Raw genomic sequence first — 14,417 nt, forward strand, 5'->3', positions numbered from 1 at the left:
GCCCCGTCCGAGCCAGCCCCGTCCGAGCCAGCCCCGGTCAAAGGAAGTCGATCATGGATGATCGCGACACCCTCGGCGCCCTGATCTCGGCGCCCCTGCTCCCCCTGGACGCCGGGCACCGCTCGGCGCGCTACGCCGACGAGATCGCCGCCGCCCGCGCGCTGCACGACCGCGACCCCGACGACTACTGGGCCTGGGTCGCCGAGCAGCACCGGTGGCTCGCGCCGTACGACACCGTCCGCACCGGCGAGCTCGGCGACTTCCGCTACTTCGACGGCGGGCGCATCAACGTCGCCGACAACTGCGTCGACCGGTGGGCGGAGTCGACCCCGGACCGCCACGCGGTGGTCTGGGAGGGCGAGCCCGGCGACAGCCGCACGCTGACCTACGCCGAGCTCGCCGACGAGGTCTCCCGCCTCGGCGCCGGCCTCACCGCGCTCGGGGTGGAGAAGGGCGACGTCGTCGCGATCTACATGCCCAACCTCGTCGAGGCGTTCACCGCCATCCACGCCTGCAACCGCATCGGCGCGATCTACACCGTGCTCTTCTCCGGGTTCGGCCGCGACGCCGTGGCCTCCCGGTTGGCGGCGGCGCGGGCGAAGGTCGTCGTGGTCGCCGACGCGATCTACCGCCGCGGCAGGCCGGTGACGCTGCTGGAGACCCTCCGGGCCGCCCGCCCGGACACCCCGACGCTGCAGCACACCGTGGTGGTCGACCGCACCGGGGACGGCGTCCCGCTCACCGAGGGCGAGACCTCCTACCGCGAGCTCGTCGACGCCCACCCCGAGGGCAGCGAGGTCGTCGGGCTCGACGCCAACGAGCCGGCGTTCCTCATCTTCACCAGCGGCACCGAGTCGCGGCCGAAGGGCGTGGTGCACTCGGTCGGCGGGTTCCTGCTCGGGACCTGGGCGAACGCCCACTGGCAGGCCGCCCTGACCGACGACGACGTGTACTGGGTGGCTGCCGACGTCGGGTGGCTGACGTTCCCGATCCAGGCCGTCATCGGCGGGCTGGCGAACGGCGCGACGATCGCCTGCTACGAGGGCGCGCTCGACACGCCGGGCCCGTCGCGGTTCTACGACATCTGCGAGAAGCACGGCGTGACGAAGGTGCTGTGCGCCCCCACGGTGCTGCGGATGCTGCGCAAGTTCGGCGACGACCTCGTCCGCGAGCACCCGCTGCCGGACCTCGAGCTGATCACGGTGCAGGGCGAGCCCCTCGACGGCGAGACGTTCACGTGGGCGACGACGACGCTCGGCGTCCCGGTCGTCAACGCCTACGGCCAGACCGAGACCGGCTCCACGTGGACCTACCCCGTCGCCGGGGTGGACGACCTCAAGGCCGGGTCGGCGGGCACGACGCTGCCCGGGCACGCCTGCGAGGTCGTCGACGACGAAGGCCACCCGGTGCCGGCCGGGGTGAAGGGCAACCTCGTCATGACCCGCCCGTTCCCGACGCTGGCGCGCACCGTCTGGGACGACCACGACCGCTACCTGTCGACCTACTTCTCCCGCTTCCCCGGGAAGTACGCCACGAACGACGAGGCCGTGGTCGACCACGACGGGCACCTGTGGGTCCTGGGACGGGCCGACGACGTCATCAACGTCGCCGCGCACCGGCTCTCGACGATGGAGATCGAGGCCGTGGTGGGATCGCACCCGCGGGTGATGGAGGCTGCGGTCGTCGGGGTCCCCGACGAGACGAAGGGGACGGTGCCGGTGGCGTTCGTGACGGTGTCGGCGGGTTCCGCGGACGGCGTGCCCGACGAGGTGAAGAAGCTGGTGGGCGACACCATCGGCGGCATCGCCCGGCCCGACCGCGTCATCGTCACGGCCGCGATGCCCAAGACCCGCACCGGCAAGATCATGCGCCGGCTGATGCGCGAGGTGCTGCTGCACGGCGAGGCCCGCAGCGACACCAGCGCGCTCGAGGACCCGTCGTCGCTGGACGTGGTGGCCGCGGCGGTGCGGACGGCGTGAGCGGACTGTGGTTCGAGGACCTCACCGAGGGCCTCGTCGTCGAGCACGCCACCCGGCGCACGGTCACCGAGACCGACAACGTCCTGTTCACCACGATGACGATGAACCCGGCGCCGCTGCACCTCGACCACGACTACGCGTCGCGCACCGAGTTCGGGCGCCCGCTGGTCAACAGCATGTTCACGCTCGCGCTGGTCGTCGGGCTCAGCGTGCCCGAGCTGACGCTGGGGACCATCGTCGCGCAGCTCGGGCTCACCGACTGCACCTTCCCCGCCCCGGTGTTCCACGGCGACACGATCCGGGTCGAGACCGAGGTGGTCGAGGCGCGGGAGTCGCGGTCGCGCCCGGACGCCGGGATCGTGGTGTTCGCGCACCGCGCGCGCAACCAGCGGAACGACCTGGTCTGCTCCGTCCGGCGGACCGGCCTGATGCACCGGAGGCCCGCCTCGTGACCGTGCCGCGCTCCCTGCTGTTCGTGCCCGGTGGACGCGCGGACATGGTCGCGAAGGCGCCGCGCTCGGCGCCGGACGCGATCGCGGTCGACCTCGAGGACGCGGTGGCGGCCGACGACAAGGACACCGCCCGCCCGACCGCGGTCGGCGCGGTCCGCGACCTCCCCGTCGACGCTGCGCTGGTCCTGGTCCGCGTCAACCCGCCGGGCACGCCCTGGCACGACGACGACGTCGAGGCCGTCAGCGGCACCCGGGCCGGGGTGGTGCTGCCCAAGTACGAGGACCCGGAGCAGCTCCGGGACCTGCGAGCGCGGCTCGGCGACCGGCCCGTCGTCGTCGGGCTCGAGACAGCCCGCGGGGTGGCGCGGGCGCGGGACCTGCTGGCCGGGTCCGACGTCACCGCCGCCTACTTCGGGGCCGAGGACTTCATCGCCTCGGTCGGGGGCCGGCGGACGCCGTCGAGCCGCGAGGTGCTGTACGCGCGTTCGGAGGTGCTGCTCGCGGCGCGGTTGGCCGGCGTCGGGGCGCTCGACCAGACCGTGGTGAACGTCCGCGACGCCGAGCTCTTCCGCGCCGATGCCGCCGAGGGCCGCGACCTCGGCTACGACGGCAAGATCTGCATCCACCCGGCGCAGGTCACGCTCGCCCACGAGGTGTTCACGCCCTCCGACGAGGAGATCGCGCACGCCCGCGACGTCGTCGCGGCCGGGCGGGCCGGGGTGGGCGTGGTGAACGGCGAGATGGTCGACGACGTGCACCTCCGGATGGCGGCCGCCGTCCTCGCCCGGGCGGGAGCGGAGGTGTGAGGGTCGGGCTGATGCTGCCGCCGACGGCGGACCCGGGCGAGATCCCGACGCTGGCCGCGCGGGCCGAGCAGCTCGGGTTCGACCTGGTCGCCGCCGGCGAGCACGTCCTGTTCGGCAGCCCCACCTCGAACGCGTTCGTCACGCTCGCGGCGGCCGCCGCGGCCACCAGCCGGGTGCGGCTGGTCTCCGCGGTGACGCTGCTGCCGCTGTACCCGGCGGTCCTCGCGGCGAAGCTGGCGGCGACGCTGGACCGGGTGTCCGCCGGGCGGTTCGAGCTCGGCGTCGGGGTGGGGGGCGAGAACCCGGCGGAGTTCGCGGCGTGCGGGGTGCCGGTGAGCGCCCGGGGCCGGCGGACCGACGAGGCGCTCCCCGTCGTACGGGCCTACCTGGCCGGGGAGACCGTGACCGTCGAGGGCGAGCCGACCCGGCTCGACCCGCTGCCCGTCGGGCCCGTGCCGGTCTGGGTCGGCGGGCGCTCGGAGGCGGCGATGCGCCGGGCCGGCCGCGCCGGCGAGGTGTGGATGCCGTACCTGTGCAGCCCCGACCGCGTGCGCCGCGGCCTGCGGCTCGCGAACGACGTCGCGGCCGAGCAGGGCCGGCCGCCCGTGACCGGGGGCCTGCTGGCGTGGTCGGCGGTGGCGCCCACCCGCGCCGCGGCGCGCACCCTCGCCGTCGGGACCCTGCAGCGGATCTACGGCCAGGACATGGACCGCCTCGTCGACGCGTGCGTGCCGCACGGCACCGCCGACGACGTCGTCGCGCGGTTCGCGGACTACGCCGAGGCCGGGGCGGAGTCGATCCTCTTCGCGCCGCTGTGCGCCGCGGGCGGGCACACCGCGGCGATCGAGGAGGTCGGCGCGGCGCTCGCCACGTCCCGCGCCTGATTGCGGCCCGGCAGGCCGCGGGCACTCGGGCGGATGAGCGAGGACGGTGCCGACACGAGGGTCCTGGACCCGGAGGAGTTCTACCGCAACGGCGCGACGCCGTTCGTCGCGTGCCAGGCCGACCAGCGCTTCAGCTACGCGCTGCACGTCCCCGGGACGCACCGCACCACGACCTCCCCGCTCCCGCTGCTGGTCGTGGTGCACGGCACCGCCCGCACCGCCGAGCGCTACCGCGACGCCCTGGCCGGGTTCGCCGAGACGCACGGGTGCGTGGTGCTCGCGCCGCTCTTCCCCGCGGGCATCGGGGACCCGGACGACCTGCACCGCTTCAAGTTCCTCGTCCACGACGACCTGCGGTTCGACCGCGTCCTGCTGGCGATGGTCGACGAGGTCGCGGCGCGCTACCGGGTGGACGCCGACCGGTTCCTGCTCCACGGCTTCTCCGGCGGCGGCCAGTTCACCCACCGCTTCCTCTACCTGCACCCGGAGCGGCTGGCCGCCGCGTCGGTCGGGGCCCCGGGCCGGGTGACGATGCTCGATCCGGCCCGTCCCTGGTGGATCGGCACCGCCGACGTCGCCGACCGCTTCGGCCGGGAGATCGACCTCGACGCGCTGCGGCGCGTGGCGGTGCAGCTCGTGGTCGGCGCGGACGACGTGGAGACCTGGGAGATCAACAACCCCGGGGGCCGGAACTGGATGCCCGGCGCCGACGCGGCCGGCACCACGCGCGTGGCGCGGCTGCGGGCCCTGCACGCCAACCTCGCCGCCCACGGCGTCGACGCCCGCCTCGACCTCGTGCCCGGGGTCGGGCACCAGGGCGCGCGGGTCCTGCCGACGGTCGAACGCTTCTTCGCCGACGTGCTCGCGGCCCGCTGACCGCCGGTTCGGCCGACGTGGAGGAGGCCACATCCGGGCGGCCCGCCGTTCGGCCGGCGGGCGCCCGCGGGTAGCGCTGACGGCGGGGCCGGCGGAGCGAGCCGACCGGCGCCGACGGACCACGGGGGAGACGACGATGAGGGAACACCTCTCGGGCATCGAGGCCCGGGACCGCGGGATCACCGAGCTCTGCGCACAGATCGCGCCCGCCGGGCACCGCGTCGTGATCACCCACACCACCGAGCCGGTCGAGGACCTCGGCGCGCGCCTCACCCCGGACGGCCCGGTCGACGACGGCGGCCGGCCGCTGTGGATCTACGGGTCGACGCTGCCGCGGGAGCTGATCGAGCGCTCCTCCAAGGTGCAGGTGCACGAGCCGCTCCCCGACGACGAGGCCCCGGCCTGGTTCGACCGCCGCTTCCCCCGCCACATCCGGGGCACGACGGTGCCCGGGTACAGCTGCTTCTCCCGCGACGCCGTGGTGCGGGCCGTCCACGACCTGCTGGAGACCTACGTCGGGGTCCGGCTGAAGGACCCGAACGGCAACAGCGGGGTGGGCCAGTCGTCGCTGCACGCGGTCGAGGAGATCGACCGGGAGCTCGGGGCCGTCGCCGACCGCGTCCGCGAGGGGTCCGGGTCGGGGCTGGCGGAGTACCTGGCGACCTACGGCTACGTCGTCGAGGCCGAGGTCGCCGACGTCGAGGCCTACAGCGTCACCGTCACCCGGACCCCCGAGGAGCACTACAGCTCGTTCGGCCGGCTGCTCGAGCCGACGGTGGCCACCGAGGACCTGGGCGTGATCAACGCCTACGGCGGCACGTCGGTCGTGGTGGTCCGGGGGGAGCCCGAGGCGCTGGCGCAGCTGCCGGAGGACGGCGTCGTCGTCGACGACCCGGTCCTGGCGGGCGGCACGCTGCGCCTGTCCCCCACGCCCGGGATCGTGCACGCAGCCCAGCGCTACATCGAGGGCATCCGCCTGTGGGAGGCCGACGGCGGCTTCGAGACGCGGGCCAACGTCGACGTCATCACGGGCACGCTGGTCAAGCGCAGCGGCGCCCGCCAGCACATCACCGCGTCGGTCGAGGAGTCCGGCCGGGTGGGCGGGGCCTCCCCCGCCGAGCTGCTGGGGATCCTGGCCCTGCAGGCCGACCCGGACCTGCCCTACGCCGTGCGCAGCACCCGGCACAGCTTCGACGACGCGGCCCGGACGTACGCACGGCACGCCTCGACCGTCCCCGGCAGCCGGGTGTTCTGGGACGGCGTCGACGAGGGCTGGGACGGCAAGTACGTGTTCATCGGCGCGTTCTGACCCCGCTCTCAGCGGGCCGCCCGCAGCGTCGGGGAGGCCCCCTCCAGGGCTTCCCGCAGCCCCGTGGCCACCCGGTCGACGTCGGCGGCCGGGCCCTCGAGGGCCTGCACGGCGTCGCCGACCGCGGAGAGCAGCATGCGGCAGTGCTGCGCCTGCCGCGCCAGCTCGGCCTGGACCGTCCAGAGGTCGGCGAACACCTCGACCTTGGACCGCAGCACCCACGGGGAGAGCGGCTTGACCATGTAGTCGACCGCCCCGGCCCGGTACCCGCGCAGGGCGGACCCGGAGTCGCTGTCCGCCGCGGTGAGGAACAGGATCGGGATGTGGCGCGTCTTCTCGCGCTCCTTGATGTGCTCGGCGGTCTCGTAGCCGCTCATCCCGGGCATGTGCGCGTCGAGCACGATGAGCGCGTAGTCGTGGGTCAGCAGCCGCTTGAGCGCCTCCTCCCCGCCGATCACCGTGTCGACCTCGACCGGTGTGTCGGCGAGGATCGCCTCGAGCGCGACCAGGTTCTCCCGCCGGTCGTCCACGGCGAGGACCCGGGGTGTCGGCACCGATCTCATCGCGCCTCCCTCGCGTCGTCCGGTCCCGGGGGCGACACCCACGACGCCATCGTCGTGAGCAGCGCCTCGAGGTCGACCGGCTTGGTGATGTAGTCGCTGGCCCCCGACGCGAGGCTGGCCTGCCGGTCCTCGGGCATGGCCTTCGCGGTGAGGAAGAGGATCGGCACCTCGGCACCGCCCGGCCCGGCCCGCATGCGGCGCGTCGTCTCGTAGCCGTCGAGGTCCGGCATCATCGCGTCCATCAGCACCACCCGGACCTCGGGGTGCTCGGCCAGCAGCCGGATGCCGTCGGCGCCGTTGTCGGCGTAGAGGACGTCGATGCCGTGGCGCTCCAGCGCACTGGTCAGCGCGAAGACGTTGCGGACGTCGTCGTCGACGATCAGCACGGTGGTGTCGCGCAGCGCGGCGTCGTGCGGCCCGGCGGCCTCGTGGGCCGCCGGCCGGATGATCGGGACCTGCGGCGGGACGGGAGCGGCGTCCGCGGCGGGGGCGGTCAGCACGGCGAACGGGTCCGGCGGCGGGGCCGCGTCGGGGACGATCGTCGGCAGGTAGAGCGTGAAGGTCGAGCCCGCGCCGACCCGGGACGACACCGTGATCACCCCGCCGAGCAGCCGAGCCAGCTCCCGGCTGATCGAGAGTCCGAGGCCGGTGCCGCCGAAGCGCCGGCTGGTGGTGCCGTCGGCCTGCTGGAACGCCTCGAAGATCATCTCCAGTTTCTCCGGCGCGATGCCGATCCCCGTGTCCCGCACGACGAACCGGACCACGTCCTCGACCCCGACCAGGCCGGCCTCCTCGTAGCCCGAGCCCGGCTCCGCCGGCTCGATGAGCAGCTCGACCGACCCGGTGCTGGTGAACTTGACCGCGTTCGCGAGCAGGTTGCGCAGGATCTGCCGCAGCCGCTGGATGTCGGTGACGATGGACCGGGTCTGCGGCATCACCCGGAGGCTCAGCTCCAGCCCCTTCTCCTCGGCCTGTGCCCGGAACACGGTGTCGAGGTACTCGGGCACCCCGGCGAGGTCCACCGGGGTCGGGAAGACGTCCACCCGGCCCGCCTCGATCTTCGACAGGTCGAGGATGTCGTTGATCAGGTCGAGCAGGTCGGACCCGGCGTCGTGGATGGTCGAGGCGAACTCGATCTGCTTCACCGTGAGGTTCTGGTCGGGGTTGTCCGCGAGCATGCGCGAGAGCAGCAGCAGCGAGTTCAGCGGGTTGCGCAGCTCGTGGCTCATGTTCGCCAGGAAGTCCGACTTGTACTGGCTGGCCAGCGCGAGCTGCTGGGCCTTCTCCTCGACGCCGCGCCGGGCGGCGTCGATCTCCAGGTTCTTGATCTCGATCTTGCGGTTGCGGTCCGAGAGGAGCTCCGCCTTCTCCTCCAGCTCGGCGTTCGTGCGCTGCAGCTCGGCCGACTGCTCCTGCAGCTCGAGGGTGAGCCGCTGGGACTCCGAGAGCAGCGACTCGGTGCGGCGGCTCGCACGGATGGTCTTCACGGTGACACCGATGGCCCCGACCAGCCGCTCGAGGAAGATCCGGTGCAGGTCGGAGAACGGCATGAGCGACCCGAGCTCGATGACCCCGTGCGACTCCCCCTCGAAGGTCACCGGCAGGAGGATCACCTCGACCGGCGTGATGTCGCCGAGGCCGGACCGGATCGCGAACAGGTCCGGGGCGATGTCCCGGACGACGACCGTCTGCTTGGTCGTCCCGACCTGCCCGACGAGGCCCTCCCGCGCGCCGAACACCGTCGGGGGGTCGAGGTCGAGCAGCGACCCGCCCACCCCGTGGCCCGCCGAGAGCCGCCAGCCGACGGGGTGGGTGCTGTCGACCTCGCCGTCGGGGAACTCGGCGAGGAAGAACGCGCCGAGCTGGGCCCCGGTCAGCGGGACGACCTCCCGCAGGATCATCTGGGTCACGTCGGAGAGGTCGTGCTGGCCCTGCAGCAGCCCCCCGATGCGGGCGAGGTTCGAGTCCAGCCACCCCTGCTCGGCGTTCGCGTTGGTGGTGTCGAGCAGGGTCGCGATCATCAGGTTGAGGGTGTCCTTGAGCTGCGCCACCTCGCCCTGGGCCCGGACCCCGATCCGCTGGGTCAGGTCGCCGCGGGTGACGGCGGTCGACACCTCGGCGATCGCCCGCAGCTGGGTGGTGAGCGTGGAGGCGAGCTGGTTGACGCTCTCGGTGAGGTCGCGCCAGGTCCCGGCGACGTCGCGCACCTGCGCCTGGCCGCCGAGCTCGCCCTCGGTGCCGACCTCGCGGGCGACGCGGGTGACCTCGTCGGCGAACGAGGACAGCTGGTCGACCATCGTGTTCACGGTGTCCTTGAGCTCGAGGATCTCCCCCCGGGCGTCCACCGTGATCTTCTGGCTCAGGTCCCCGCGGGCCACCGCGGTCGTCACCTGCGCGATGTTGCGGACCTGGCCGGTGAGGTTCGAGGCCATGTAGTTGACGTTGTCGGTGAGGTCGCGCCAGGTGCCCGACACGTGCGGGACGGCGGCCTGGCCGCCCAGCCGTCCCTCGGTGCCGACCTCGCGGGCCACCCGGGTGACCTCGTCGGCGAACGACGAGAGCTGGTCGACCATCGTGTTCACGGTGCTCTTCAGCTCGAGGATCTCGCCGCGGGCGTCCACCGTGATCTTCTGGCTCAGGTCCCCGCGGGCCACCGCGGTCGTCACCTGCGCGATGTTGCGGACCTGGTTGGTGAGGTTGCCGGCGAGGTGGTTGACGCTCTCGGTGAGGTCGCGCCAGGTGCCCGACACGTGCGGGACGGCGGCCTGGCCGCCCAGCCGTCCCTCGGTGCCGACCTCGCGGGCCACCCGGGTCACCTCGTCGGCGAACGACGAGAGCTGGTCGACCATCGTGTTCACGGTGCTCTTCAGCTCGAGGATCTCGCCGCGGGCATCGACCGTGATCTTCTGGCTCAGGTCCCCGCGGGCCACCGCGGTCGTCACCTGCGCGATGTTGCGGACCTGGTTGGTGAGGTTGCCGGCGAGGTGGTTGACGCTCTCGGTGAGGTCGCGCCAGGTCCCGGCGACGTCGCGCACCTGCGCCTGACCGCCGAGCTCGCCCTCGGTGCCGACCTCGCGGGCCACCCGGGTGACCTCGTCGGCGAACGACGAGAGCTGGTCGACCATCGTGTTCACGGTGCTCTTCAGCTCGAGGATCTCGCCGCGGGCATCCACCGTGATCTTCTGGCTCAGGTCACCGCGGGCCACCGCCGTCGTCACCTGCGCGATGTTGCGGACCTGGTCGGTCAGGTTGGTGGCCATGAGGTTCACCGCGTCGGTGAGGTCCTTCCAGGTGCCGGCGACGTTCGGGACCTGGGCCTGGCCGCCCAGCCGGCCCTCGGTGCCGACCTCGCGGGCCACCCGGGTCACCTCGTCGGCGAACGAGGACAGCTGGTCGACCATCGTGTTCACGGTGCTCTTCAGCTCGAGGATCTCCCCCCGCGCGTCCACCGTGATCTTCTGACTGAGGTCGCCGCGGGCCACGGCGGTGGAGACCTGGGCGATCCCCCGGACCTGGTCGGTCAGGTTGGTGGCCATGAGGTTCACCGCGTCGGTGAGGTCCTTCCAGGTGCCGGCGACGTCCGGGACCTGGGCCTGGCCGCCCAGCCGGCCCTCGGTGCCCACCTCGCGCGCCACCCGGGTGACCTCGTCGGCGAACAGCCGGAGGGTGTCGGTCAGGGAGTTGATCGTGTCGGCGAGCTCGGCGACCTCGCCGCGGGCGCTGACCGTGATCTTGCGGGAGAGGTCGCCGTCGGCGATGGCGGTGGCGGCCGAGGAGATCGACCGGACCTGGTTCGTCAGGTTGCTCGCCATCGTGTTCACCGAGTCGGTGAGCGCGCGCCAGGTCCCCGCGACCCCGCGGACGTCGGCCTGGCCGCCCAGCTCGCCCTCGGTGCCCACCTCGCGGGCGACGCGCGTGACCTCGTCGGCGAACGAGGAGAGCTGGTCGACCATGGTGTTCACGGTGCGGCCGATCCGCAGGAACTCCCCGCGCAGCGGGCGTCCCTCGATCTCGAGCGCCATGTGCTCGGACAGGTCGCCCTCGGCGACGGCCTCGATGACGCGGGCGATCTCGGCCGTGGGCCGGGCGAGGTCGTCGATGAGCGAGTTGATCGCGCGCGCGGCGCTCGCCCAGGAGCCGTCGGCCGCCTCCTCGTCGAGGCGCTCGAGCATGCGGCCCTCGCGGCCGACCACGCGGCTGATCCGCAGCAGGTCCCGGTTGCGCCGCTCGTAGACCCGCACCATCTCGTTGAAGCGGTCGACGACGTCGCCGCCCACCCCTTCCCGGCGGGACAGCCGGACGTCGAACTCGCCGCGACGGACCTTCTCCATCGCGTCCGCGAGGTCGCTCAGCACGTCCTCGACGTCGTCGGCGACCGCCACGGATCCCGACTCGCCACCTCCCGACACGGTCCCGGAGCCCGGGTCGGACATCGCGCACTCCTCTCGCGGTGCGGAAATCCCCCGGTCGGAAGGTGTACACGGGTCCCCGCCACGGCGGCACCACCATCTGCCCGCCGTTCTCAGGCCCGCCGGGCGGTCGCACGGGCGAGGTGTGATCCGTTCCATCGCCGTACCGAATAGTAGGACTTCCGAGTAACCGGCCGGGCGCGCGACCGTGGGGTGGTCCCCCTCCTCCGACGCACGTCCGCGAGGCTTCCTTGGGCCACCCCGCCGTCCTGACCGCCGGTCATCCCGCGACGATGCTGGGACTCGGGGCCTACCGCCCCCGGCGCGCCGTCACCAACGACGAGGTGTGCGCCCACCTCGACGTCGACCCCGACTGGGTGCTGGCCCGCTCCGGCATCCGCACGCGCCGCTTCGCCGGACCGGACGAGACCGTCGTCGCGATGGGCGCCAGCGCCGCCCGCGACGCGCTGGCGGCGGCCGGGGTCGATCCCGCCGACGTCGGGGCCGTGCTCGTCGCGACGATGTCCGCGGACGCCGCGTCGCCGCAGGTCGCGACCCGGGTCGCGCACGAGGTCGGCGCGGTGCACGGGGCGGCGATGGACCTCGGCGCCGCGTGCGCCGGGTTCTGCTACGCGCTGGAGGTGGCGGGTGCGCTCGTCGGCGCCGGGCACGGCGCGGTCCTGGTGGTCGGGGTCGAGCGGATGACCGACATCGTCGAGCCCACCGACCGCTCGACGGCGTTCCTCTTCGGCGACGGTGCGGGCGCCGCCGTGGTCGGTCCGAGCGGGACGCCGGGGATCGGGACGGTGGCGTGGGGCGCGGACGGGTCGCAGGCCGACCTCATCGTGCAGTCGCCGTCGTTCGTCGAGCACGCCCGCGGTCTCGACGACCGCATGCCGGCGCTCCGAATGCAGGGGCCGGCGGTCTTCCGGTGGGCCACCACCCGGATGCCCCCGCTCGCCCAGCAGGCCCTCGTGCGCGCCGGCACGAAGGCCGAACAGCTCGACGCGTTCGTCCCCCACCAGGCCAACGCCCGGATCACCGACGGCATCGTCCGGGCGCTCGGCGTGCCCGAGCACGTCGCGGTGGCCCGCGACGTGGAGACGGCGGGGAACACCTCGGCGGCCTCGGTACCGCTCGCGATGCACGCGCTGCTCACGTCGGGCGCGTCGCGGCCCGGCGACCAGGCCCTGCTCCTCGGCTTCGGGGCCGGCCTGACGTTCGCCTCCCAGGTGGCGACGCTGCCGCCCGCGGTGTGAGGCACGAGATAACCGGAGTCACTCCGAAATCGGAGTGACTTCGAGTATCGTCATGGGCGTGGCTGAGGCGCAGGGCGGGCGACGGGAGCGCCGTAAGGCGGCCACCCGGGCCGCGATCGCCGACGCCGCCCTCACGCTGTTCCTCGAGCGCGGGTTCGACGACGTGACCGTCACCGAGATCGCCGCGGCCGCCGACGTCGCCCCGTCCACGGTGTTCAGCCACTTCCCCACCAAGGAGGCCCTCGTCTTCGACGAGGACACCGACCGCGAGGCCGCGCTGGTGCGGGCCGTCGCCGACCGCGAGCCCGGCCTCGGGGTGGTCGAGGCGCTGCACCGCCACCTGCGCGCCGTCCTCGACGAGCGCGTGCCCGGCGACGACGACCGCCTGGCGCGCTTCACCGCGCTGGTCGCGGCCACCCCGGCCCTGCGCGACCACGGGCACCGCATGTGGTCCCGCCACGAGCGGGCCCTCGCCGACGCCCTCGCCGCCGACGCCGGGGTGGAGCCCGACCACCCGGCCACCCGGGCGCTGGCCCACCTCGTGGTGGAGACCCACGCGCTGCTCGACCTCCCCGGCGTCGACCCCCGTGCGGCCCTCGACGCCGCCTTCGCCGTGCTCGCCCACGGCTGGGACGCCGCCGCGCCGCACTGAGCGCCCCGCCTCTTCCGCTGTCGTTCCCCGGTCGTCCCGAGCGGCCGGCCTCCCCGTTCCCGGAGGGACCCATGACCACCCCAGCCGACGCCCGGATCGCCGTCGTCGGCGCCGGGCCGGGCGGCCTGACGTGCGCCCGCGTCCTGCAGCGCCACGGCCTCCCCGTCACCGTCTACGACCACGAGCCCGACGCCCACTCCCGCGACCAGGGCGGGTCGCTCGACCTGCACGACGACGACGGCCAGGTCGCCCTCCGCGAGGCCGGCCTGCTCGACGACTTCTTCGCCCTCGCCCGCTTCGACGGGCAGGAGATGCGCCGGCTCGACCCCGCCGGCCGCCTGCTGGCCCACCACCTGCCGGCCGAGGGCGAGACCAGCAGCCCGGAGATCGACCGCGGCCGGCTCCGCGACCTGCTGCTGCGCTCGCTGGAACCCGGCACGGTCCGGTGGGGTCGCACGCTCGCCGCGGTCTCCGGACCGGACGACGGGCCCCGCACCCTGGAGTTCACCGACGGCGGCACCGTCGAGAGCGACCTCGTGATCGGCGCCGACGGCGCCCACTCCCGCATCCGGGCCGCCCTGTCGGGCGCCCGCCCCGGGTACACCGGCGTGGGCTTCCTCGAGGCCTGGTTCGACGACGTCGACACCGCGCACCCGGAGCTGGCCGAGCTCGTCGGCCGGGGCAGCGCGGCGGCCGCCGACGGCACCCGCGGCGTGTTCGCCCAGCGCAACGGCGGCGGCCACCTGCGCGTCTACGTCGTCCAGGGCGTCCCCGCCGACTGGCTCGCGGCGAACGGCCTGTCGACCGCCGACACCGCGGGGATCCGCGCGTACCTGCGCCGCGAGTTCGCCGCCTGGTCGCCGGAGATGGTCCGGCTGGTCACCGAGAACGACGGCCCGTACGTCGACCGCCCCATCCACGCGCTGCCGGTGCCCCACACCTGGGAGCCCTCGGCCACCCTCACCCTGCTCGGCGACGCCGCCCACCTCATGCCGCCGCTGGGAGTCGGGGTCAACCTCGCGATGCTCGACGGCGCCGAGCTGGCGCTCGCCGTCGCCGGCGCGGCCACCGTCGAGGAGGGGCTGCGCGCCTACGAGGCGACGATGCTGCCGCGCTCGGGCGAGACCGCGCGGGCGCTCGAGGGCCGGGCCATCGACCTCACCAGGTGACTTCGTCCCGTGAGCACTTTCTGGTGCCATGACACCAGAAAGTGCTCACGAGGCCGAAG

Annotated in this window: 11 protein-coding genes; 9 read left to right on the plus strand and 2 right to left on the minus strand. The window is 73.9% G+C overall.

Features of this window, described 5'->3' with window-relative positions:
* The first annotated feature begins 53 nt into the window (after positions 1-53).
* The 6 genes from HH311_RS24435 (at position 54) to HH311_RS24460 (ending at position 6,306) form a co-directional block, all read left to right on the plus strand.
* Positions 54-1,979, plus strand: coding sequence for an AMP-binding protein (locus HH311_RS24435; RefSeq protein ID WP_169186305.1), 1,926 nt, complete (start codon positions 54-56; stop codon positions 1,977-1,979).
* Positions 1,976-2,431, plus strand: coding sequence for a MaoC family dehydratase (locus HH311_RS24440; protein WP_169186306.1), 456 nt, complete (start codon positions 1,976-1,978; stop codon positions 2,429-2,431). The genes HH311_RS24435 and HH311_RS24440 overlap by 4 nt, the downstream gene beginning before the upstream one ends.
* Positions 2,428-3,237 (plus strand): CoA ester lyase, encoded by an 810-nt coding sequence (locus tag HH311_RS24445; RefSeq protein WP_169186307.1) that lies wholly within the window; start codon positions 2,428-2,430, stop codon positions 3,235-3,237. Before HH311_RS24440 ends, HH311_RS24445 begins: the two co-directional genes overlap by 4 nt.
* A gap of 11 nt (positions 3,238-3,248) precedes the next feature.
* Positions 3,249-4,121: an LLM class flavin-dependent oxidoreductase gene (locus HH311_RS24450; protein WP_169186308.1), complete on the plus strand. Its 873-nt coding sequence runs from the start codon at positions 3,249-3,251 to the stop codon at positions 4,119-4,121.
* A gap of 33 nt (positions 4,122-4,154) precedes the next feature.
* Positions 4,155-4,997: a PHB depolymerase family esterase gene (locus tag HH311_RS24455; protein WP_169186309.1), complete on the plus strand. Its 843-nt coding sequence runs from the start codon at positions 4,155-4,157 to the stop codon at positions 4,995-4,997.
* Between the two features lie 136 nt (positions 4,998-5,133).
* On the plus strand, positions 5,134-6,306 hold the full coding sequence (locus HH311_RS24460) for a DUF3182 family protein (protein ID WP_169186310.1): 1,173 nt from the start codon (positions 5,134-5,136) through the stop codon (positions 6,304-6,306).
* 8 nt (positions 6,307-6,314) lie between these two features.
* Here HH311_RS24460 and HH311_RS24465 read toward each other — a convergent pair whose 3' ends face one another.
* Entirely contained in the window at positions 6,315-6,869 is a 555-nt protein-coding gene (locus HH311_RS24465) for a two-component system response regulator (protein WP_169186311.1), read from the minus strand.
* The gene (locus HH311_RS24470) at positions 6,866-11,302 is read right to left on the minus strand and encodes a HAMP domain-containing protein (RefSeq protein ID WP_169186312.1); all 4,437 of its coding nucleotides are present in this window, start codon (positions 11,300-11,302) and stop codon (positions 6,866-6,868) included. The genes HH311_RS24465 and HH311_RS24470 overlap by 4 nt, the downstream gene beginning before the upstream one ends.
* A 269-nt stretch (positions 11,303-11,571) precedes the next feature.
* Between HH311_RS24470 and HH311_RS24475 the strand changes: the two genes are divergently transcribed.
* From HH311_RS24475 to HH311_RS24485, 3 genes are all read left to right on the plus strand, one after another.
* Complete coding sequence (locus HH311_RS24475; RefSeq protein ID WP_169186313.1) at positions 11,572-12,537, plus strand: beta-ketoacyl-ACP synthase 3; 966 nt, start codon at positions 11,572-11,574, stop codon at positions 12,535-12,537.
* Positions 12,538-12,595: 58 nt separating this feature from the next.
* Positions 12,596-13,189 (plus strand): helix-turn-helix domain-containing protein, encoded by a 594-nt coding sequence (locus tag HH311_RS24480; RefSeq protein ID WP_312030376.1) that lies wholly within the window; start codon positions 12,596-12,598, stop codon positions 13,187-13,189.
* Between the two features lie 71 nt (positions 13,190-13,260).
* Positions 13,261-14,358: an NAD(P)/FAD-dependent oxidoreductase gene (locus tag HH311_RS24485; protein ID WP_169186315.1), complete on the plus strand. Its 1,098-nt coding sequence runs from the start codon at positions 13,261-13,263 to the stop codon at positions 14,356-14,358.
* Positions 14,359-14,417 lie beyond the last annotated feature (59 nt).

Source organism: Actinomycetospora sp. TBRC 11914, from assembly GCF_012933465.1.
GTDB lineage: Bacteria > Actinomycetota > Actinomycetes > Mycobacteriales > Pseudonocardiaceae > Actinomycetospora.

Bases quoted from the DNA above. Each gene is read 5' to 3' on its own strand.
- HH311_RS24435 (WP_169186305.1), top strand. From the start codon at position 54: ATGGATGATCGCGACACCCTCGGCGCCCTGATCTCGGCGCCCCTGCTC.
- HH311_RS24465 (WP_169186311.1), bottom strand. From the start codon at position 6,869: ATGAGATCGGTGCCGACACCCCGGGTCCTCGCCGTGGACGACCGGCGG.
- HH311_RS24450 (WP_169186308.1), top strand. From the start codon at position 3,249: ATGCTGCCGCCGACGGCGGACCCGGGCGAGATCCCGACGCTGGCCGCG.
- HH311_RS24460 (WP_169186310.1), top strand. From the start codon at position 5,134: ATGAGGGAACACCTCTCGGGCATCGAGGCCCGGGACCGCGGGATCACC.
- HH311_RS24485 (WP_169186315.1), top strand. From the start codon at position 13,261: ATGACCACCCCAGCCGACGCCCGGATCGCCGTCGTCGGCGCCGGGCCG.
- HH311_RS24455 (WP_169186309.1), top strand. From the start codon at position 4,155: ATGAGCGAGGACGGTGCCGACACGAGGGTCCTGGACCCGGAGGAGTTC.
- HH311_RS24475 (WP_169186313.1), top strand. From the start codon at position 11,572: ATGCTGGGACTCGGGGCCTACCGCCCCCGGCGCGCCGTCACCAACGAC.
- HH311_RS24470 (WP_169186312.1), bottom strand. From the start codon at position 11,302: ATGTCCGACCCGGGCTCCGGGACCGTGTCGGGAGGTGGCGAGTCGGGA.